At 52.7% G+C, this 20,863-nt stretch carries 17 protein-coding genes; 11 read left to right on the plus strand and 6 right to left on the minus strand.

All coding sequences use genetic code 11. The features are described from left to right. Positions 1–118: 118 nt before the first annotated feature. Entirely contained in the window at positions 119–1,114 is a 996-nt protein-coding gene (locus ACFR81_RS08975) for a putative sulfate exporter family transporter (RefSeq protein WP_145177667.1), read from the minus strand. A gap of 138 nt (positions 1,115–1,252) precedes the next feature. Between ACFR81_RS08975 and ACFR81_RS08980 the strand changes: the two genes are divergently transcribed. Continuing rightward, the gene (locus tag ACFR81_RS08980; RefSeq protein WP_343875760.1) at positions 1,253–2,029 is read left to right on the plus strand and encodes a transposase family protein; all 777 of its coding nucleotides are present in this window, start codon (positions 1,253–1,255) and stop codon (positions 2,027–2,029) included. 468 nt (positions 2,030–2,497) lie between these two features. Beyond that, positions 2,498–3,901: a dicarboxylate/amino acid:cation symporter gene (locus ACFR81_RS08985; RefSeq protein ID WP_068171563.1), complete on the plus strand. Its 1,404-nt coding sequence runs from the start codon at positions 2,498–2,500 to the stop codon at positions 3,899–3,901. 97 nt (positions 3,902–3,998) lie between these two features. On the opposite strand, the gene ACFR81_RS08990 is transcribed toward ACFR81_RS08985, so the two are convergent. The 5 genes from ACFR81_RS08990 to ACFR81_RS09010 all read right to left on the minus strand — a co-directional run bounded on the left by ACFR81_RS08990 (position 3,999) and on the right by ACFR81_RS09010 (position 9,460). Then, positions 3,999–5,036 (minus strand): Gfo/Idh/MocA family protein, encoded by a 1,038-nt coding sequence (locus ACFR81_RS08990; protein ID WP_190616920.1) that lies wholly within the window; start codon positions 5,034–5,036, stop codon positions 3,999–4,001. 75 nt (positions 5,037–5,111) lie between these two features. Next, a complete protein-coding gene (locus tag ACFR81_RS08995; RefSeq protein ID WP_145174712.1) occupies positions 5,112–6,842 on the minus strand; it encodes a DUF885 family protein in 1,731 nt (576 codons plus the stop codon). Between the two features lie 50 nt (positions 6,843–6,892). Next, positions 6,893–7,300 (minus strand): acyl-CoA carboxylase subunit epsilon, encoded by a 408-nt coding sequence (locus ACFR81_RS09000; protein ID WP_318275044.1) that lies wholly within the window; start codon positions 7,298–7,300, stop codon positions 6,893–6,895. Positions 7,301–7,348: 48 nt separating this feature from the next. Then, positions 7,349–8,962, minus strand: a complete 1,614-nt coding sequence (locus ACFR81_RS09005) for an acyl-CoA carboxylase subunit beta (RefSeq protein ID WP_343875772.1) — start codon at positions 8,960–8,962, stop codon at positions 7,349–7,351. A 207-nt stretch (positions 8,963–9,169) separates the two neighbouring features. Further along, positions 9,170–9,460 (minus strand): YciI family protein, encoded by a 291-nt coding sequence (locus ACFR81_RS09010; RefSeq protein WP_343875754.1) that lies wholly within the window; start codon positions 9,458–9,460, stop codon positions 9,170–9,172. Positions 9,461–9,595: 135 nt separating this feature from the next. Between ACFR81_RS09010 and ACFR81_RS09015 the strand changes: the two genes are divergently transcribed. The 9 genes from ACFR81_RS09015 (at position 9,596) to gatB (ending at position 20,576) form a co-directional block, all read left to right on the plus strand. Next, positions 9,596–10,462, plus strand: a complete 867-nt coding sequence (locus ACFR81_RS09015) for a biotin--[acetyl-CoA-carboxylase] ligase (protein ID WP_343875752.1) — start codon at positions 9,596–9,598, stop codon at positions 10,460–10,462. 32 nt (positions 10,463–10,494) lie between these two features. Beyond that, positions 10,495–10,989: a PH domain-containing protein gene (locus ACFR81_RS09020; protein WP_343875750.1), complete on the plus strand. Its 495-nt coding sequence runs from the start codon at positions 10,495–10,497 to the stop codon at positions 10,987–10,989. Between the two features lie 31 nt (positions 10,990–11,020). Next, entirely contained in the window at positions 11,021–12,235 is a 1,215-nt protein-coding gene (locus tag ACFR81_RS09025) for an adenylate/guanylate cyclase domain-containing protein (RefSeq protein ID WP_318275047.1), read from the plus strand. Next, positions 12,232–13,314: a PP2C family protein-serine/threonine phosphatase gene (locus ACFR81_RS09030; protein WP_343875747.1), complete on the plus strand. Its 1,083-nt coding sequence runs from the start codon at positions 12,232–12,234 to the stop codon at positions 13,312–13,314. The genes ACFR81_RS09025 and ACFR81_RS09030 overlap by 4 nt, the downstream gene beginning before the upstream one ends. Before the next feature lie 90 nt (positions 13,315–13,404). Next, entirely contained in the window at positions 13,405–15,597 is a 2,193-nt protein-coding gene (gene ligA, locus ACFR81_RS09035) for an NAD-dependent DNA ligase LigA (RefSeq protein WP_377148794.1), read from the plus strand. Between the two features lie 648 nt (positions 15,598–16,245). After that, complete coding sequence (locus tag ACFR81_RS09040; RefSeq protein WP_343875743.1) at positions 16,246–16,986, plus strand: transglycosylase family protein; 741 nt, start codon at positions 16,246–16,248, stop codon at positions 16,984–16,986. A gap of 187 nt (positions 16,987–17,173) precedes the next feature. Beyond that, a complete protein-coding gene (gene gatC / locus ACFR81_RS09045) occupies positions 17,174–17,470 on the plus strand; it encodes an Asp-tRNA(Asn)/Glu-tRNA(Gln) amidotransferase subunit GatC (protein ID WP_190616911.1) in 297 nt (98 codons plus the stop codon). 11 nt (positions 17,471–17,481) lie between these two features. Continuing rightward, positions 17,482–19,071 carry an Asp-tRNA(Asn)/Glu-tRNA(Gln) amidotransferase subunit GatA gene (gene gatA / locus ACFR81_RS09050; protein ID WP_145174728.1) on the plus strand — a complete coding sequence of 530 codons (1,590 nt, stop codon included), beginning with the start codon at positions 17,482–17,484 and terminating at the stop codon, positions 19,069–19,071. Next, on the plus strand, positions 19,071–20,576 hold the full coding sequence (gatB, locus tag ACFR81_RS09055; protein WP_145174731.1) for an Asp-tRNA(Asn)/Glu-tRNA(Gln) amidotransferase subunit GatB: 1,506 nt from the start codon (positions 19,071–19,073) through the stop codon (positions 20,574–20,576). The genes gatA and gatB overlap by 1 nt, the downstream gene beginning before the upstream one ends. Positions 20,577–20,863 lie beyond the last annotated feature (287 nt).

Below are 20,863 nucleotides of genomic sequence, written 5' to 3' on the forward strand. Positions count from 1 at the left end.
CGGCCGCTCGGTGTTTATTTGCGGGTGTTTTCTTCTGGTGCGGGCGCTGATTTTCTTTGCGGCTTCGGACACCTTATGAATAAGCCTCTCTATATCAATTTTTTATTATACTTATATTCTAACCATAAAAGGACTTAGCAACAATAAATGTCACAGTTGATAAACAAATAGATACAATAATGACAACTATTAATGGTTTGAAAGCACGATCTTTTAAGTCTTTAAATGAAACATTTAACCCTAATGCAACCATTGCCATTAATAAGCATATAGTAGTGATGTTATCTATAATTTGCATAACCATGTGTGGCAAGGATACATAAGTATGGAATAGTGCCATTATGACAAAACCAAGTAAAAAGTAAGGTACATCAATACGTTTTTTTTCAGTCTCACTATGCGATTTTTTTCTCATAATTAAGATTAAAATAATACTCAGAGGTATTAATAAAAACACACGTCCCAGTTTTCCTAACAGTCCCATACTCAAAGCCTCTTGACCTGAGAAGCCCGAAGCAAGAATTACATGTGCAATTTCATGTAAACTTGTACCTGACCAGACCCCAAATACTTCAGGAGATATTGTAAAAACAGAATATATTACAGTATATGCGAGCGAAAATATAGTGCCAATAAGTGCGACAATACCAATACTAATCGCAGAATCTTTTTCTCTAGATTTTAATATTGGAGATACTGCTGCAATAGCTGCCGCGCCACACACCCCAGTGCCAATACCTAATAATAGGATGAGGTTTTTATCTCCTTTAATATATTTATTTAGTAATAACATTAATCCGATACTAAAAAGGATGACTCCAATATCGATTAATAATAAATCGCTACCTTTTCCAATTACATCATAAATATTTAGCTTTAATCCATATAATATAATAGCTAATTTCAGTAAACGTTTAGACGAAAATGCGATTCCTGAACGATATGCTTCAGGGTAACCCTTAAAATGTCTATATAGAATCGCAATCAGTATAGCAATTGTTAAAGCACCTATCTTATCTAAAAATGGTAACTTTGAGCCTAATAAACTTATAACTGCGATGATAAATGTGAATAATAAACCATAAATAAAGGCTTTGCTTTTTAAGGGCTTCACTTTTTAACTCCTCCTTTGAGGATTATTCATAAGGGGGTACACACCCCAACCCCCACCAACTAGACAACGGCCCCACCATAGCGGCAACCTTGAGGATAAATAACCACAAATATTCTCAAACCGCACCAGGAAGAACCGTTGCACCACCAGCGTACAACCGGCCTTACCGCCACGCAATTTGCCGCTCTACTGACAGCCCTGACCAACCAACTCATCTGGGGTAAACCAGGAGGAAGACCACCAGCCCTCACTCCAGCTCAGGCACTCAAAACCACTCTGCTCTACCACCGACACAATCTCACCGAAGAGCTACTTGCTGAAATCTTCACCGTCTCGCAACCTACTATCTCACGGACCATCAACACTATCGAAAAGGCGCTTGCAAAGGTCTTCAAACCTCTAGAACAGCCTTTGAAAATGAGCCTGGATGTACCAGGTTCTTTGGTTGTCGATGGAACTCTTGTACCCACCTGGAACTGGCGTTCACTAGGAAAAACAAATTTTTCGGGCAAACATAAACGAACCGGTTTCAACCACCAAGTCATCTGCACCCTCGATGGCAGGCTCCTAGTCATCACTGACCCGCTACCCGGGGCAAGGCATGATGCTCATGCTTTCAGAGCTCACGGGCTAGATCAGCTACTGGAATCCTCGACTCTGGCCGATAAGGGCTATATAGGCCTGGGGCTAGCAACCCCGACCAGGCGTAAGCCTGGTGTGAAAGTGCCTCAGGGTGTCAAGGATAATAATCGCATTATCAATAGATTACGGGCTGTGGTGGAGCGGGTTATCGCTCAAGTGAAGACCTGGCGGGTTCTTTATTCGGGGTTTAGGCGGCCGTTGAGTTTGTATCGGCAGGTGTTTTCGGTGGTGCGGGGTCTGGTGTTTTATGCGGCTGGGAGGACTTTTGAATAAGCCTCAATGATGCTCGCTTTTATTTTTCTAAGCGGTTTATTTGAGTGTAAAAAGACCTGTCTGACACGGCTGTTTCCTAATGGATGATGGGTTGTTGGGTTTCACCCTTATATATAAGCCTGATAGAGCGAGTAATCCTGGCATCGTTCATCGCTATAACCTACTGAATACAACGCGATAAGAGCAGTTCAATATTAACTGTGTTAGATTTCAATAACCAGAATAATTTATGCTTCATAATGTAGGTTATCTACTAATAACTGGGTAGGGGGGCGCTGGTTTTTGAATGGGTAACAGGTTTCGTTGTTACTGCTCATGGCCGCAGAGGGTTAGACATCTTCAAGCTCGATGCAAAAAACATTACCGCACCCCACCCCTCTGTTTGTGCCCCAAAATACTTTCACTCGTAAAGTAATATTTTGTCATGAAAGCTACCGTGCCGCAGTCATCAAGGCGTACCTTGTAGACATGTCTACTCCCCGAACTCACACTCCACGTTTTCCTGCTTGGATGACCTCCTTCGGCAATCAAATCATTGCCGCGCTCGTCGTCGGCGTCGTCCTCGGTCTCATTGCCACCTGGATGGGCGGCGACGCCCAAGAGAACCCCAACTGGCTCATGACCACCCTGGACACCATCGGTTCCAGCTACGTCACCCTCCTCAAAGCAGCCATCGTTCCGCTCATCTTCACCGCGGTGGTCAGCTCCATTGCCAACCTCTCCAAAGTCACCAACGCCGCCCGGCTCGCAACCCAAACCCTGCTTTGGTTTGCGATCACCGCATTTATCGCCGTACTTATCGGCATTGCGCTCGGAATCATTGTGCAACCCGGCGCAAACACCGGACTAGCCACTCCGCCTAGCTACGAAGGCAAGCAGGGGAGTTGGCTCGCCTTCCTTACCGGCCTTATTCCCGTGAATTTCCTCGGATTGGGCGTAAACATTAGCGAATCAGACTCCGGTGCGCTCACCGGCTCGGCAACCTTCAACGTTCTGCAAATGCTGGTCATCTCCGGTGTCGTGGGTGTTGCCGCGCTCAAGGTTGGCCCCGCCGCCCAGCCCTTCCTCACCGTGGTGAATTCTGTGCTGGAAATTGTCCAGAAAATTCTTTGGTGGATTATCCGCTTGGCGCCCCTGGGCACCGTCGGCTTGATTGGACGCGCGGTCTACGCCTACGGCTGGACGTCCATGGGCGCACTCGCCAAATTCGTGGTGGCGCTCTACGTGGGGCTACTGCTGGTCATGTTCGTGGTCTACCCGATTCTCATCAAGGTGAATGGTCTATCGGTCAAGCAGTACCTCACCGGCGCTTGGCCCGCCATCCAAATGGGCTTTGTGTCACGCTCGTCTATGGGTACGATGCCGCTGACCCAGTCCATCACCGAACGGAACCTCGGTGTGCCCCGCTCCTATGCCTCGTTCGTCATCCCGCTGGGAGCTACCTCAAAAATGGACGGTTGCGCTTCGGTCTACCCGGCGCTGGCGGCTATTTTCGTGGCGCAGTTCTACGGGGTTGACCTTAACTTCACGCACTACCTGCTCATTATGATGGTGTCCGTTCTCGGCTCTGCGGCTACCGCTGGAACTACCGGTGCAACCGTCATGCTCACCCTGACCCTCTCCACCTTGGGCTTGCCACTGGACGGCGTCGGTCTGCTCCTAGCGATTGACCCGATTATCGACATGGGTCGCACCGCGCTCAACGTAGCTGGGCAGGCTCTGGTTGCTGCTATCGTTGCTAAGCGAGAGGGCATCATGGACGAATCCATCTACAACGCGCCCCGCACCAATGACGGGTTTACCGAAACTGGCGATTCATTCGGTGATGAGACAGCAAACTCAACCAAGCTCATCGGAAGCAAAGTTGCGTAGCTGATTGAGCTGAATCCCTCATAAGGTAAAAAGGCATCAGGCACCTTAAAACAGTAAAGGACACTCAAATGAGTGTCCTTTACTGCTTCGTGGAACATTAACCAGAAATCTCCAACGTCTCGTTCTCAAAGAAAATACCCGCGGTATAGCGTGCATTCGTGCAGACCTCATTCACAGAGCGGGAAAGCAACGTGAGCGAGCGGTAGCGGTTTACTCGAGCCTCATCGAAGTTTCCCTCAAGATGTGCCTGAATCATGTCGCAGAAAAACTCTGCCTCAAAACGCATCAGCTCCGAGAGCGGGCGGGAACCTGGGGTAGCCTTCGAATCAAAAAGGACCTGCTCATCTCCGGCAGTATATTCGGTCACCAGGTCGATTCCCTGGACGGAAGAAAGTCGCAGAGTTTCCCGACCCAGCAGAATTTCCGACGGCGCATCTGAATGAGCATTCTTAGCGATAGTAATAATGACGTTGAAGTCCTTGTAGACCAACACCAAAGTTCCCGCGCCGTCTACCCCTGTAGGTGCTAGAGCTGGAAAGTAGCGGACGCCGTCGGGTTCACCAAACCAGTAGATAGCGTCGTAGATAGGGTAAACACCCAGGTCAACGAGTGCGCCACCGCCCGTTTTCAGCGAGAAAATGTTGGGCTCTTCACCGGCTTCAACGGCATCCCAACGGGAAGAATACTGCGAAAAATTCAGGCGAACCGTTTTAGGTTTCTTGCCTACCAGGTAGTCGCGAACAATTTTCTGGGCAGGTTCATAGATATGGCGAGCCGCCTCAAAAACTAGAACCTTATGCTTTTCGGCTGCTCCCCAGACCTGATCCCACTGAGCCGGATTCCACACCGCAGGCTTCTCAATCACAACGTGCTTGCCCGCCTGGATAGCTACCAGCGCATGCGAGAGATGCAATGAGTTGGGGGATGCAATATAGACGGCGTCGACGTCGTTGCTTGCGCAGAGCGCTTCCACCGAATCGAACGCGGTTGCCTGCAACTGCTGCTGGTCAATAAAAGCCTGGGCGGACTCAGCGTTCCTACTAAAAACGGCGGAAATATCAGCCCCATCAGTGAACTTGATAGCTTGAGAAAACTCCGCACTGATGGGGCCTGTTGAAATAATTCCGAAATGCATACTCCTATCTAAACCCGGGCGGGGACAAGGAGGCAACTATCTCGGTATCGATTCTTTCGATGGCACAGCAAATTCTTAGTTTGCGCCTGGCGCATCCATGGAGAGTGCCCTGCGGAGCGAATCCAATCCCATCGAACCCAATTTCAGCGCGCGAGTATGAAAATCACGGTCGTCTTCCCCCGCGGTGCCGGCAGCTCTAGCCTCATCGCGCAGTTGCTCCCATATCCGCTGACCGATCTTGTACGACGGCGCTTGACCGGGCCAGCCGAGGTAGCGCAGGAACTCAAAACGTAGCTGCCCCGGCGAAAGATCAAGGTTTGCCTTCAAGAAAGCAAAGCCCGAATCGGCGTCCCAAATCCCCGGTTCAAGCCCCAGCTCTTCAACCCAGCGGGAGGGAATTTCTTTGCCGCAGTGCAGCCCAATATCAAAGACGACTCGTGCCGCACGCATGCGCTGAGCATCTAGCATGCCCATGCGGTCGCCGGCATCGGAGAGGAACCCGAGTTCTTCCATCAGACGTTCGGCATACAGCGCCCATCCTTCACCATGACCGGATACCCACACTGCGTTCGCACGCCACTGGTTCATGGTCTCAGCCATAGCGGCTGCGACTGCCGATTGCAGATGATGCCCGGGCACGCCTTCGTGATACACGGTGGAGGTTTCCCGCCAGGTACCAAAGGTATCTTCACCCTCAGGAACAGACCACCACATACGCCCGGGACGTTCAAAATCAGGGGAGGGTGCGGTGTAGTAGATGCCGCCTTCTTGGGTAGGGGCAATCATGCACTCCAGCTCGCGCATGGCTCCTTCAATCACAAAGTACTTTCTGCCCAGGGCTTCAACGGCGCTATCGGAGAGAGTCTGCATCCACTGGCGCAGAGCGTCGGTACCGTGCAATGTACGTTCGGGGTCAGCGTCGAGAATTTTCTTCGCCTCTTCGATAGTTGCACCCGGCTTGATTTCCTCTGCCGTCGCCTTCTGCTCGGCAATGATTCGGTCGAGCTCTTCAACGCCCCAGCGGTATGTTTCATCGAGGTCAACCACCGAACCTAGGAACTGGCGAGAATAGAGCGAATAACGTTTTTCACCCACGGCGTCTTGCTCACCAGCTTGCGGGTACAACGTATCTTTCAAGTAGGTGCTGAGTTCTTCATAGCCAGCTTTGGCACGGGTGGCGCCTTCTGTGGCAAAATCCGCGTGTTCGGGAGCGGCTGCTGCAACTTCAGCGGCTACCTCATCAAAGAACCCGCCCTCAGTGGTGTAAGCAGAAATCTGTTCGAGCACAATATCAATCTGCCGGCGAGGGGAAATATTTCCCTTCTCTCGTGCAGCATCAAGGGACTGAATAAAACCGGCTGTTGCACCATCGACGTTGTGCAAGCGCGCTGCGATATTCTTCCAATCCTCGGGAGTCTCCCGCTTCATCTGATCAAATATCGCGCGAATATTTTGGACGGGCGACTCGATATTATTGAGTTCCCAATCGCCCAGACCCGCCTCAAAGAGTTCTACCTCAAGCCCCAGGCGTTCGTTCATGGCATCGAGAGTCACTCGATCGACGTCGTCTACCGGCGCTGCATGGCGCAATTTTTCCAGCGTCTGGCGAATCAAAGTGATGCGCTGTAGGCGACCCGCCGGTGAATAATCACCGTATTCGGATTCCCTACCGGTTCGTCCGGCAAGGGTTGCCCACTCAGGGTCAAGTTCTAATTGCTTTTCATAGAATTCGTTGGCGATAGCATCAATAGCCGTTGAGGTTCGTTCTTCACGGTAGATGGCAGGCAGAGTTGAAAATTTTGTCATAGCTATTATTCTATGACTCGCACCACACCTCATTCAAAAGGGGCTTGCCCCTACATCGGACGAGCGCGCCGCCAGGAGCCAGGGCCAGGACGCAACAGATCGCCCAGACGTTGACCGCGGTTGAGCTGGCGTTGCCACAGGGCTAATGCTGAATATTCATCGTGAGTATTCTGCGCAGCCATTGCAGAAACAACGGCGGTGAGCGCCGCTATTTCTTCATCGGTCGGATTCCCCTGGAGCACGGTAATAAAAGGCTGCTGGTTGTCCTGAGCAGTGTTAGAAGGGCGGCTTTCATCAATGCCCGAAAAAGCCACTTCACTAGTATCAACACTAGTCTTCCTGTCTGAAATGCCCTGCTGGGGCTCACCCTTGTGCCGCGGCGCCCCACTGAGTTTTTCAGCTTTCGTGCGCTCGCGATTGCCAAACGGCAGGTAGGGGAAAGACCTTGAATTAGCCACAGATAAACTCCAACAGAAGATTCAAAAAAGAAAGGGACGAGGCGTCGCTTAAAGGGGGATGTTGCCGTGCTTCTTGGCGGGGCTGGCAGCGCGCTTATCCCGCAGCGCTCTGAGCGACTGAATAATGCGAAGACGGGTCTCACTGGGGGCGATAACCTCATCAATGTAGCCCAGCTCTGCAGCCTGGTAGGGGTTTAAGAGCTCCTCTTCGTATTTCTGTACCAGTTCGGCGCGCTTAGCTTCGACGTCCTCGCCAGCTTCTTCTGCCGTAGCGAGGTCACGGCGGTAGAGAATGTTGACGGCACCCTGGGCACCCATCACGCCAATTTGAGCGGTAGGCCATGCCAGGTTGATATCTGCACCCAGCTTCTTGGAACCCATCACAATGTACGCCCCGCCGTATGCCTTGCGGGTAATCACGGTGACCAGCGGAACAGTTGCCTCAGCATAAGCGTAGAGCAACTTAGCACCTCGGCGGATAATGCCGTTAAACTCCTGATCGGTGCCGGGCAAAAAGCCGGGAACATCTACAAAAGTCAGAACGGGGATATTGAACGCATCGCAGTTGCGCACAAAGCGTGCTGCTTTTTCCGATGCATTAATATCGAGCGTTCCTGCGAACTGCATGGGCTGGTTCGCTACAATGCCAACCGTGCGTCCTTCAACGCGGGCGTAACCTACCATCACGTTGGGAGCGTAGAGCGCCTGCATTTCAAGGAAGTGCCCTTCATCCACAACGGATTCGATGACCGTGCGCATGTCGTAGGGCTGATTAGCAGAATCAGGAATGAGCTGATCTAACTCTAGGTCATCCACGTTGATGTCGCCCTCTTGGTCATGCTCCAGCGGGAACGACTCACTGAGATTATTCGAAGGCAAAAACTCGATGAGTTCGCGCACGAAATCGAACGCGTCTTCTTCATCTTCTGCCAGGTAGGCGGAAGTGCCGGTCACCGCATTATGCTGATGGGCTCCACCGAGGGTTTCCATATCGACTTCTTCACCGGTTACGGTCTTAATGACGTCTGGGCCGGTAATAAACATGTGCGAGGTCTTATCGACCATGATGATGTAGTCGGTTAGAGCCGGTGAATATGCTGCACCGCCAGCGCAAGGGCCCATAATGACCGAAATCTGCGGAACGACGCCGGACGCGCGCACGTTCATGCGGAAGATATCGGCAAACATCGCCAAAGACGCCACGCCTTCTTGGATACGAGCACCACCGCCGTCGTTAATACCGATGACGGGGCAGCCGTTCTGTAGGGCGAACTTTTGCACTTTGACAATCTTTTCGCCGTTGACCTGCGAAAGTGAACCGCCGTAGACGGTGAAATCTTGGGAATATACTGCAACCAGGCGTCCGTCGATGGTGCCATATCCAGACACCAGACCGTCGCCTACCGGGCGTTTCTTGTCCATACCGAAAGCGCTGGTGCGGTGTTTGGCAAGCGCATCGAATTCTACAAAGGAATCTTCATCGAGAAGCATCTCGATACGCTCTCGGGCAGTGTGTTTGCCGCGTGCGTGCTGACGGTCAATGGGTGCCTGACCGGTAGGAGCTAAAGTAGCCTCCCTGCGCGCATAAAAGTCTGCAATTTTGCCCGCTGTGGTGCTGACATCGAATTCTTCAGAGGCTGTGGCAGATGAACTGTTGTTGATTTCGGACACTTCAATTCCTTGCAGATTGGCTCGGGAGGCGCTGTAATCGAGCGTGTATAACTCCACAACTATAGTGCGTTCGGGGCGCCGGCGGTCAAAGAGAACACCGAAATCAGAGGGGTTTTTCACGTTTATCGGCTATTAGCACCAGCTATTTGGAGTGACCGGTCAGTAACACCACCTGTGATTTCGGATGGCCGGCTGAACTTAGTTCTGAGGTCCTACGCTACCCATCACGGGGTTCCACTCACGTACGGTATAAGACAGTACGGCGCCGCCCTGGTGCATAGGGTCTTGGGCAATTAATTCTTCAACTTCTTCGGTGCTTTGACCTATGAACAACAGCAAAGCCCCCGGATCGTCCTCACTTACAAAGGGGCCCGAAGCTGCTAGCTTGCCAGCCTCCACTAGCTCGCCTAAATAAGCGCGATGCGCGGGGCGGAATTTTGCCTGCTCTTCCGCCGGGCCGTAAACATAGGTGCATGCAAAGTAACTCAAAGGAAACTCCTTTATCTGATGATTCAGAATCCCATGAGATCCGAATCACGGTATTCAATCTATGCTCTAATGTATCTCAGGTAAGACCTAAGATCGAAGCCCATACCTGTTTCCGTGCGGACGAGGAGATATTTCATGCTGGAGCCTGCCCCTACGATTGATGCCTCTCAACTCGTTCTGCCGTCCTTTTCCCGCACCATTATCTTGGATGCGGTGGGTTCGACCAACGCCTACGCCTCTCAGCAACTAGCTCTAGCGGATGCAGTGACCGCTCGGGGCTGGGGGGAGCTCTCGCTGGTAGCAACGGCAGACCAGCAATCAGGGCGGGGGCGTTTAGACAGAGTATGGACTGCCCCAGCAGGCAGCGCCTTGGCGGTTTCTTTTGTGGTTCGTCCGCATGCTAACCCTGCATATCGGGTACCACCTCACCAGTTACACTGGCTCACTCAACTTCTTGCCCTGGCTGCAACAGATAGTTTGCGCCGTTATTCGGTTCAGCCCAGCATCAAATGGCCCAACGACATCCTAATCGGAGAAAAAAAGTGTTGCGGTATTCTCTCTCAACTCGTGAGTGAACCGGGTGGGCACTATTCAGTAATTTTGGGAATTGGACTCAACCTTAATATGACAGCAGAACTGCTTCCCGTAAAAACTGCCACCTCCCTCCGGGTAGAAACAGGGCACACTGTCAACCTAGAAGAAGTGCTTTCTCATGTGGCAGAAACTTTCGCCCAGTTTGCCCGCGCATTTTTCACTGCAGAGGCAGATCCCACTCGCCCACTTCTCGGCGGTCTTTCCCTTCGAGAACGCCTATACCAGAGCATGAGTACTCTCGGCAAAGAAGTCACTGTTCACCTCCCCGGCGATCAACAGGTTCACGGCACCGCAGTAGATTTGGGGGAGGACGGTGAAATCATGGTTCGACTTTCCAGCGGGGAAACAGCTTCTTATTCGGTGGGCGATGTTGTGCATCTCCGCCCACGAACCGATTGGCGCTCCTGAGATTTTTTCAGGAATCTCTCGTACTCTGGTGGATGATGAAACTTAGAGGAACATTAGCCCCGGGTGAAGAAGTTTTGATTGCTACGCGCTCGCAAGCCAGCGCGTTACTTCCGGCGCTCTGGGAAGGACTGGGGGCAGTCCTGGCTTTTAGCTTTGCCTCTACTATTTCTGCTGACTCCTCTGTGCTGGCATGGGCCGGATATTTCCTGGCGACTTTCTTTTCGTGGAAGTGTTTGCGGCGAGTGGTGCGCTGGGGGAGTACGGGTTTCTTCTTAACGAATTCCCGTGTTGTCATCCAACGCGGGTTTGGGACCTCCTCGCAGGTGTCTTTACCGTTGGCAGTTATTGAGGGCGTCGACGTCCGCCCTGCTGCTCTGCGCGGTGCGGACGGCGCTCATCTTCACCTGCATGTTCAAGGGGAAGTCCACGTACTGCGGTCAGTTCCTCGAGGGCATGATTTTTCTCATGAAATTCGAGGAGCACAGAATCGGCTGATGCAGCGTTTGAGCTGGTCAGCCATGTATTGATTCAAATTTTCTTGAGAAATCACGGTTTTTCGTGTCTACCTCCGAACGTTTTGTGGAGTATCGTAAATCACAGAGAATTTTGCCTGCTCATCAAGCAGCGACCAATGGAAGGACAGCTCACGTGGAATCAACGGCACCCGGTTCAGACGAGAACCTACCAGCGGAGCCGACCTCAGAGCACTTTCAATATCTGAAAAACCGCGCACAGAGCAACCTGTATCGCACCCCTGAAGACCGCGCAGCCATGCGAGCACTGGAGAAAGTTCTCCTGGGAGACAACAGGCATCTGAACCGTCGAGACGTGTCCGCTCAAAGCGGCGTTTCTCTGCTGACCTCCCGAAAAATCTGGCGTGCTTTGGGCTTTCCCAATCTCACCGATAAAGATTTGTTTTTCACTGAGTCCGATGCCGACGCCTTGGGCACGATTACCGGGCTCAGCCGCGAGCACGGGCTCACTGAAGAGGGCGTCATCTCCATTACGCGTTCGATTGGTCAACTCACCGACCGTATGGTGGCGTGGCAGATTGAAGCGTTGGTTGAAGACATGATGACCAACAAAGGCTATACGGACTCCAAAGCCCGCCAAGAACTGCTGAAGTTCCTCCCCGAGTTACTCGAAGACCTTGAAGAAATCCTGATTTATGGATACCGCCGCCAGCTTTCTGCAGCAGTGCTGCGTTTAGCGTTGCGTTCTGAACAGAACGATATTGATGACCCCACCCTGCTCCCTTTAGTACGGGGCGTAGGATTTGCCGATCTGGTTTCGTACACCACGCTCTCTCGCCGCATGAACGAACAAACCCTGGCAGATTTAGTGCAGACTTTCGAACAGAGATGCGCCGAGGTAGTCGCCGTCGGTGGTGGTCGAATTATCAAGACCATCGGCGATGAAGTAATGTTTTTAACAGAAACACCTGAAGCCGCAGCGCGAATTTCGCTGGCTTTATCCAAACTTATTAAAGAAGATCCGCACCTGCCAGAAGCTCGCGTAGCTTTTGTCTGGGGGCGAATCCTCCCCAAGCTGGGCGATATCTACGGTCCCACCGTCAACCTCGCCTCCCGGCTCGTTGCAGTAGCAAACCCGGGAGACGTCGTGACCGATGATAGCACCGCACATACGCTCGCAGACGATCAGCGATTTGTCCTCACTCCCCGAGATATTCAGGATATTCGCGGTTTTGGAGAGATCCGGCCGGTGGGGTTGACCCCCGGTATAGGAAACGAATTGGAGATAGATTTCGAATGAGCACATCACACCTGACTACTCTGGCTGGTAGCGCAACAGACGTTGGCGCCCACCGCGATAATAACGAGGATTCGTTTGCTATCGCCGGAACCCTCCATGTTGTTGCAGACGGCATGGGCGGTCATGAAGCGGGCGAGGTTGCCTCTCGCCTGTGCGCTCGCACGATCTCTTACGCTCCTCTCTTTACCCGCCCCGGTGGAATGAGTGACGAAGAACTTGCAGCCTATGCTCTTGAGCTAGAGGCTGAAGGGGAAGCCGCAGATGAAGCAGAGGCGCGCGGTTTGTTGCGGCGACGTCGTCAAGGAACGACTGCCCTGAACCGTCAGATTATGCGTACGCTGGAGAAGCTACGTGAGATTATTGGTGAGGCAGACGAGAAGATTAAGGATGTTCTCAATCAGCGCGCCGGTACTACGGTGACGGGCGCGTGGCTGACCAATATTGGGGATCAGGATATGTGGTTCATCTTCAACGTGGGTGATTCCCGAACCTACCGCCTGGTGCGTAACGATGAGTACGAGCCAGAAGATGCGAATCTTTCACTCTCGGGCGCTTCAGTAGAGGGGCTTCACCTGGAGCAGGTTACGGTAGACCACTCAGAAGTTCAGTACCTCGTTGATACGGGGCAGATTACCGCTTTGGAGGCGCTCACCCATCCGCGCCGCAACGTTATTACTCGTGCCCTGGGTACCGGTAACTATTGGGAACCTGATTTTTGGGTCATTCCCGCTCGTGAGGGCGATCGATTGATGATGTGCTCAGACGGTCTTTCTGGCGAGCTTTCCCACCAGTACATGGCGCGCGTTCTTGCTACGGTTCAGCACCCGCAAGATGCCGCCGATGTGCTTCAGATGGCGGCACTGCGAGCAGGTGGTCGCGACAACATCACCGTGGTGGTTGCCGATGCCATCACAGAAGAAACAGCTCAGAAAAATGCCGAACTGCTCAAGGAACTGACCCAGACCCAGCAGAATCGGCTGGTGGATCGCTCAGAAGACTTTGAAGCTAAACACACCGCCACCGTGGAGCAGGAGTCCTTCAATGACGAACGCCGCCTCATGCGCGAGTACGGCGAATAAGTAACCCTTTCTCAACCCGGCGCAGCATCGAAAAGATAGCTGTGCCGGGTCGAGTGTTTAAAGCCCCTCTTATGGTCTTGAGTAACTGCAATGAGGCAAAATGAGAGGGTGACTGATGAGCAAAATATCCCAGAAGCAGCTCCCCAAGGTATCTCCGAGGAGCTGAAAGAACACTACGCCCAACTGATTGAGCAGGTTCGAGCAAGCCGCCAGCAGTACTATGTGGACGACGCCCCCACCATTTCCGACGCTGCATACGACGCCATGTATCGGGAGTTGGAGGAGCTTGAGGCTCTGCACCCAGAGATTGTTGCAAACGATTCTCCCACCCAAGAAGTTGGCGGTGAAGTTTCCACTGCATTCGCACCGGTGGTTCACCTGAGCCGCATGTATTCCCTGGAAGATGTTTTCTCCATTGAAGAGCTCAAAGCGTGGTTTGAAAAAACTGAAGCGAATGCAACCCGTATTGCGGGGGAGAAACCCCAGTGGCTGACCGAACTAAAAATTGACGGTTTGGCTATTAACCTGCTTTACCGCAAGGGCAAACTGGTGCGCGCGGCAACCCGTGGAGACGGCACCACCGGTGAGGATGTTACCCACAATGTTCTCACCATCAAATCCATCCCAACCCAGCTGGCAGGCAAAGATTGGCCCGAAGAAGTTGAAGTCCGCGGTGAAATTTTTATTTCCTCAGCCGATTTCAAGAAGCTCAACGAGGGCATTGTAGAAGAAGGACGCGCACCCTTTGCTAACCCCCGCAACGCTGCAGCGGGATCCCTGCGCCAAAAAGATGCGGCGGTGACCGCGCGTCGTCCGCTGTCCATGTTTGTGCACGGTATTGGTGCTCAGACCGGGTTAGATATTCAGACCCAGGCTCAGACCTATGATCAGTTGAAAGAGTGGGGGCTGCCGGTGAGCCCCTACAGCAAAGTGCTGACCACTCTGGATGAAATCTTAGAATTTATCGAGAAGTATGGCGAACAGCGCCATTCACTGGTGCATGAGATTGACGGCATCGTTATAAAGGTCAACCATTTTCGTACGCAGAACCAGCTGGGCTATACCTCGCGTGTTCCTCGCTGGGCTGTTGCCTATAAGTACCCGCCGGAAGAAGTCAATACCAAGCTGTTGGATATCCAGGTAAATGTCGGTCGTACCGGGCGCGTGACACCCTTTGGAGTGATGGAGCCGGTAGTTGTAGCGGGCTCAACGGTAGAAATGGCTACCTTACACAACCAGGATGTGGTGAAGGCTAAGGGTGTGCTCATCGGCGATACTGTGGTTTTGCGAAAGGCGGGGGATATCATCCCTGAAATCGTGGGGCCTGTAGTTGCGTTGCGCGACGGCAGTGAGCGAGAGTTTGTGATGCCCACCGAATGCCCCAGCTGCGGGGCGCCCCTGGCGCCGGGGAAAGAGGGTGACGTCGATATCCGGTGCACCAATCCTAGAACCTGCCCTTCGCAGCTCCGTGAGCGTATTTTTTACGCCGCTGGACGGGGAGCTTTTGATATTGAGGCTTTGGGGTATGAGGCAGCTAAGGCTCTAACCGCTCCTGCTGAGCCCCAAACACCACCGCTTACGTCGGAGGCAGAGCTCTTCAATCTCACCGCAGAGGATCTTGCAGAGGTCAAGATTGAGCGGGAGAAAAAGGTGAAGGGTCAAGGCACCGGGGTAATGGAGAACGTTCCCTATTTTTGGACCAAGCCCACTGCTAAGACCCCCTCTAAACCGACCAAGAATACTGAAAATTTGTTGGTTCAGTTAGAGAAAGCGAAGAGTCAGCCGCTGTGGCGGGTTCTTGTGGCTTTCTCTATGCGTCATGTGGGCCCCACTGCTGCGAGAGCGTTAGCAACCGAATTTGGCTCTATGGGCGCGATTCGATCCGCTAGCGAGGAGCGTCTGGCTAACGTCGACGGCGTCGGGGCGATTATTGCGCGCTCTGTCATCGAATGGTTTAGCGTAGATTGGCATCGCGAAATTGTGGATGCTTGGGCGGCATCGGGCGTCCGAATGGAGGACGAACGGGACGAAAGTATCGAGAGAAATCTTGAGGGACTGACGATTGTAGTCACGGGAACTTTGGAGGATTTCACCCGCGATTCGGCAAAAGAAGCGATTTTAGTACGCGGAGGTAAGGCATCGGGCTCCGTCTCGAAAAAAACCAGCTATCTCGTAGCTGGTGTCTCTGCCGGTTCCAAGCTGGACAAGGCTCAACAACTGGGAGTTAAGGTTCTGGATGAGGCAGGTTTTAAGGAGCTTCTAGAGAATGGTCCCGAGCAATAGTTATGAGTCTGGGCTATAGCAGATAAAAAGCAGTTCCAGCCGTCCTTTGAAAACGACAGAGGGCGGCTGGACTGTTGTACGTAGCAAAATTTTTAGGAGCTCAGAAGGAGTAGAAAGGATGCGTCTCCGTATGAGAGGCGGGTCGTATTTTTGGGCGATATCCCTTAAAAAGCCTCTCTTCCAGGGTGGTCTATACAAGTTTTTTTAAAATTTTTTTATGGCGCTGAGGATGCAAATATTGCGTTTTGGTAACAAAAAAACCGGTAAAGTACGAAGTTTGCTTATGAATTTTTGCCTTGGAATGGCGCGGATTTTGCGTGGGGTTAAGGCTGCGACATAAAAAATTCAGGGAAAACACCCGGAAAACGCTAAACCTGCTGAATTCTTTACCATTTCGTGATTTATCCTAAAAAGTGGTTGGCAGAATCGAAATCGTTACAGTATCGTTATCAACGAACGAAATCCCCGAGCGATCGGGGCACATGATTCAGAGCAAACTTCGCTCTGATGAACATGCCGGGTTTTGCCGCACACCTGAGTCCGTCTACAGGGCAAAACCTCAACAGATACCCAATAGCATCTAGGGTAGACGGCAACGCATTGAAGCCAGGGGACTGGACGAGCGTTAGGTGGCCCTCTCGGAGCATCGTGAAAAAGACTTCAATTCGCCGTAACGTAACCCGCTCAGCAGCAGCTCTCGTAGTTGGTGGCGCAGCAGTAGCATCTTTCGCTGCTCCCGCAAATGCTGCATCAGAGTCAACCTGGGACGCACTGGCAGAGTGCGAGTCCGGTGGTAACTGGGGCATCAGCACCGGCAACGGCTTCTCCGGTGGTCTGCAGTTCACTCCTTCAACCTGGGCTGCATTTGGTGGCTCCGGTTCACCTACCACTGCTTCCAAAGCTGAGCAGATTCGTGTAGCTGAAAACGTACTTGCCGGTCAGGGCTGGGGCGCATGGCCTGCTTGCTCCGCTTCCTTGGGCTTGACTGCAGCTGATGCAGCTGGCACCCCCGCAGTAGCGGCTGCACCTGCTGCAGCTCCTGTTCAGGAAACCACTGTGGCACCTCAGGCTGAGGCTGTAGCTCCCGTTGCGCCCGTTGCAACTGAGGCTCCTGTTGCTGTTGAAGCACCTGCTGCACCCGTCGTAACTGAGGCTCCTGTTGCTGTTGAAGCACCTGTTGCACCCGTCGTAACTGAGGCTCCTGTAGCGCCCGCCGCTCAGGCACCTGTTGCCGCAACTCCTGCAGCTAACACCTACACCGTTCAGGCTGGCGATACCCTTTCGGAAATCGCTTTGGCTCACGGTTACACCTCCTACTGGGACTTGGCAGCTGCTAACGGCATCACCAACCCCGACCTCATCGAAGTTGGACAGGTTATCTACCTCTAATTCTTCAAGGAATAAAAGCTCATCATCCTTGTGATGGTTTCGAAGAACCCCGCTATGGCTCAGCTATTGCGGGGTTCTTCTCTGTTAAAACCTCATGCTGTTCTTCGGCTTCTTGCTCTAATGCGCCAAATTTGGCTCTGAGAGCTAGACTAGATGAGGAAAACTTTTCGCCACTAACGGAGTATTCATGTCTGACATTACCCGTGAGACGGTAGCCCACCTTGCGGAGCTGGCTCATATTGAAATGACGGACGCCGAACTTGAGGCGCTTGCCTCAGAACTAGGCGTGATCGTTGAATCTGTAGCATCGGTATCAAATGCGGTTTCGGATGATATCCCCGCAACCTCCCACCCGATTCCTTTGAAGAACGTTTTCCGGGAAGACGTAGTAGGAGAAACTCTCACCGCTGAAGAAGCTCTCTCGGGTGCTCCCGATGAAGCTGACGGCAAATTTAAGGTTCCTGCCATTTTGGAAGAAAGCTAAGGGGGAGAGCGATGAACGAATTGATTAAACTATCAGCCGCTGAGCTGGTAGAGAAGCTTAAATCCTCGGAGATTTCTTCCGTTGAGATTACCCAGGCCCACCTGGATCGTATTGAAGCTACCGATGGTCAAACGCTGGATAGTGCTGACCGCTCTGCAGGTAAAGACGGATTGAACGCCTTCTTGCACACCAGCGCTCAGCAGGCTCTGCAGGTCGCAGAAGAGGTAGACCGCGCCCGTGCCGCTGGTGAAGAACTCCCTGAACTTGCCGGCGTCCCGATTGCTATTAAAGACTTGATTGTGACCAAGGGACAGCCCACCACTGCGGCTTCACGCATGTTGGAAGGCTGGATGAGCCCCTATGACGGCACCGTTACCCAGAAGGTTCGTGCCGCTCGTATGCCGATTTTGGGTAAGACCAACCTCGACGAATTCGCTATGGGTTCTTCCACAGAGCACTCTGCGTTCGGTGTTACCCGTAATCCCTGGGCACTAGACCGCATCCCAGGGGGTTCCGGTGGCGGTTCTGCCGTCGCAGTATCTGCTTTCCAGGCTCCTTTGGCATTGGGAACCGATACCGGTGGCTCAATTCGCCAGCCTGCAGCTGTGACCGGTTCGGTCGGCGTCAAGCCCACCTACGGTTCTATCTCTCGCTACGGTGTTATCGCGATGGCGTCCTCGCTTGACCAGGTGGGTCCTTGTACCCGCACTGTTCTTGACGCTGCACTTTTGCATGAAGTTGTAGGCGGCTATGACCCGAAGGATTCCACCTCGCTCAATGAACCGGTGGGGCCCTATGCAGCTCAGGCACGTGAAGGCGCTACTGAAGGCGGTCTCAAGGGTCTGCGCGTCGGTATCATCAAGGAACTGAACGGCGATGGCTTCCAGGCAGGCGTGAATGCTCGCTTCAATGAGTCCATTGATCTGCTGAAATCAGCCGGCGCTGAAATCGTTGAGGTCTCCTTGCCTTCCGTCAAGGAAGCACTGGGAGCTTACTACCTGATTATGTCTTCTGAGGTTTCTTCTAACCTCGCCAAGTACGATGGCGTTCGTTTCGGTCTGCGTAAGCTCCCCGAAGAAGGTCCCGTAACCATTGAGCGCGTGATGAGCGCTACTCGTGCCGCCGGTTTTGGGGATGAAGCAAAGCGTCGCATCATTTTGGGTACCTATGCACTATCTGCTGGTTACTACGATGCTTACTACGGTTCTGCGCAGAAGGTCCGCACCCTGATTCAGCGCGATTATGCTGCTGCCTTTGAAAAATGCGATGTTTTGGTCTCGCCTACCGCTCCCACCACCGCTTACAAGCTGGGAGAGAAGACCGAGGGTGATCCGATGGCTATGTACCTAGGTGATATCGCGACCGTACCCACCAACCTGGCAGGTGTGCCATCAATTTCAATCCCTGCCGGTCTTGCAGATGAAGACGGTTTGCCCGTCGGTATCCAGTTCACCGCTCCTGCCCATGAAGATGCACGTCTTTACCGCGTGGGAGCAGGCTTGGAGGCGTTGCTGAATAACAAGTGGGGTGCTCCGCTGTGGGCACAGATGCCCGACACCGAATCCTTGATTCGCGACTTCGATTTTGGGGGAGCTAAGTAATGTCAGAAGAAATTTTGAGCTTTGAAGAAGCGATGGAGAAGTACGACCCCGTACTTGGCTTCGAGGTGCACGTTGAGTTGAACACCAAAACGAAGATGTTCGACGACGCTCCCAACGAATTCGGCGATACCCCAAACACCAACATCACCCCTGTCTCGCTCGGTCTTCCGGGCGTACTGCCGGTAGTGAACGGTAAGGCTGTCGAATCTGCTATCAAACTGGGTTTGGCGCTGGGCTGCGACATCGCAGAAGTTTCCCACTTCGCTCGTAAGAACTACTTCTACCCCGATACCCCCAAAAACTTCCAGACTTCTCAGTTCGATGAGCCCATCGCTGAGAATGGTTCGATTGATATTGAGCTTGAAGACGGCACCGTTTTCACCATTGATATTGAGCGAGCACACATGGAAGAGGATGCGGGAAAGCTCAACCACATGGGTGGTTCAACCGGTCGTATTCAAGGTGCAGAGTTCTCTTTGGTGGACTACAACCGCGCAGGTGTACCCCTGATTGAAATTGTGACTCGCCCCATCGTGGGTGCGGGCGAGCGAGCTCCTGAACTAGCACGAGCTTATGTTGCTGCGATCCGTGAAATCGTTAAGAACCTGGGCATCTCTGATGCGAAGATGGAGCGCGGTAACGTTCGTTGCGACGCCAATGTTTCCCTCATGCCTAAGGGAACTACTGAATTCGGTACCCGAACAGAAACTAAAAATGTTAACTCGTTGCGCTCGGTAGAGCGTGCCGTGCGCTATGAGATTCAGCGCCATGCAGCTGTTTTGGATTCTGGTCAGAAGATTGTCCAGGAAACCCGTATGTGGCATGAGGACACTCGCGAGACTACTGCGGGCCGTCCTAAATCTGATGCCGATGATTATCGTTACTTCCCAGAGCCTGACCTAGTTCCCGTTGTGACGGACTCTGAGTGGATTGAGCGTCTTCGCGCGGAACTTCCCGAGCCGCCCGCCGAGCGTCGTCGCCGCTTGAAAGCTGACTGGGGTTACTCGGACGAGGAATTCCGTGACGTCGTCAATGCTGGTGCTATGGATGCCATCGAGGAAACCGTGGCTGCAGGTGCTAGCCCGGCGGTCGCCCGTAAATGGTGGATGGGCGAAATCGCTCGTATCGCCAAGGTGCGCGAAGTCGATTTGGCTGAAACCGGTGCTACCGCCCAGACAGTGGTTGAACTCAACCAGTTGATTGAGCAGAAGAAAATCAACGACAAGATTGCCCGCCAGGTGCTGGAATTCGTCATTGCTGGTGAGGGAAGCCCCGCTGAGATTGTCGAAAAGCGCAACCTCGCTGTGGTTTCTGACGATGGCGCACTTACTGCCGCCATCGATGATGCTCTGGCTGCAATGCCCGACGTCGCAGATAAGATTCGCGGCGGTAAGGTGCAGGCAGCCGGCGCTATCGTTGGTCAGGTGATGAAGGCAACCCGTGGACAGGCAGACGCTGGTCGCGTTCGCGAGCTCATCTTAGAGAAGCTAGGCGTAGAAGGCTAGCTCCTATAAGGCTTTCATAAGTTTCTAGGATACGCACCGTAAGAAAGCGCCGGGTAGATATTTCTACCCGGCGCTTTTTAGATAAGCACGAAAAATGTGCTTTAAAGTGGGGAAGAGCCGGCAGCGGAGTAATCTCACGCTATGCCGGCTCCTCAGGCGTTTGGTAGGGGAATCCCAAACGCTCGTTGATACTTGGCCACCAGAAAAGCACAAGTATCTGGGGTGTTGCTGAAGATAATGAAACCGACAATCAATGCTTCATTATGTTCTAGATTCTGCTAGCCACT

The organism is Rothia amarae (assembly GCF_042677725.1).
GTDB lineage: Bacteria > Actinomycetota > Actinomycetes > Actinomycetales > Micrococcaceae > Rothia > Rothia amarae.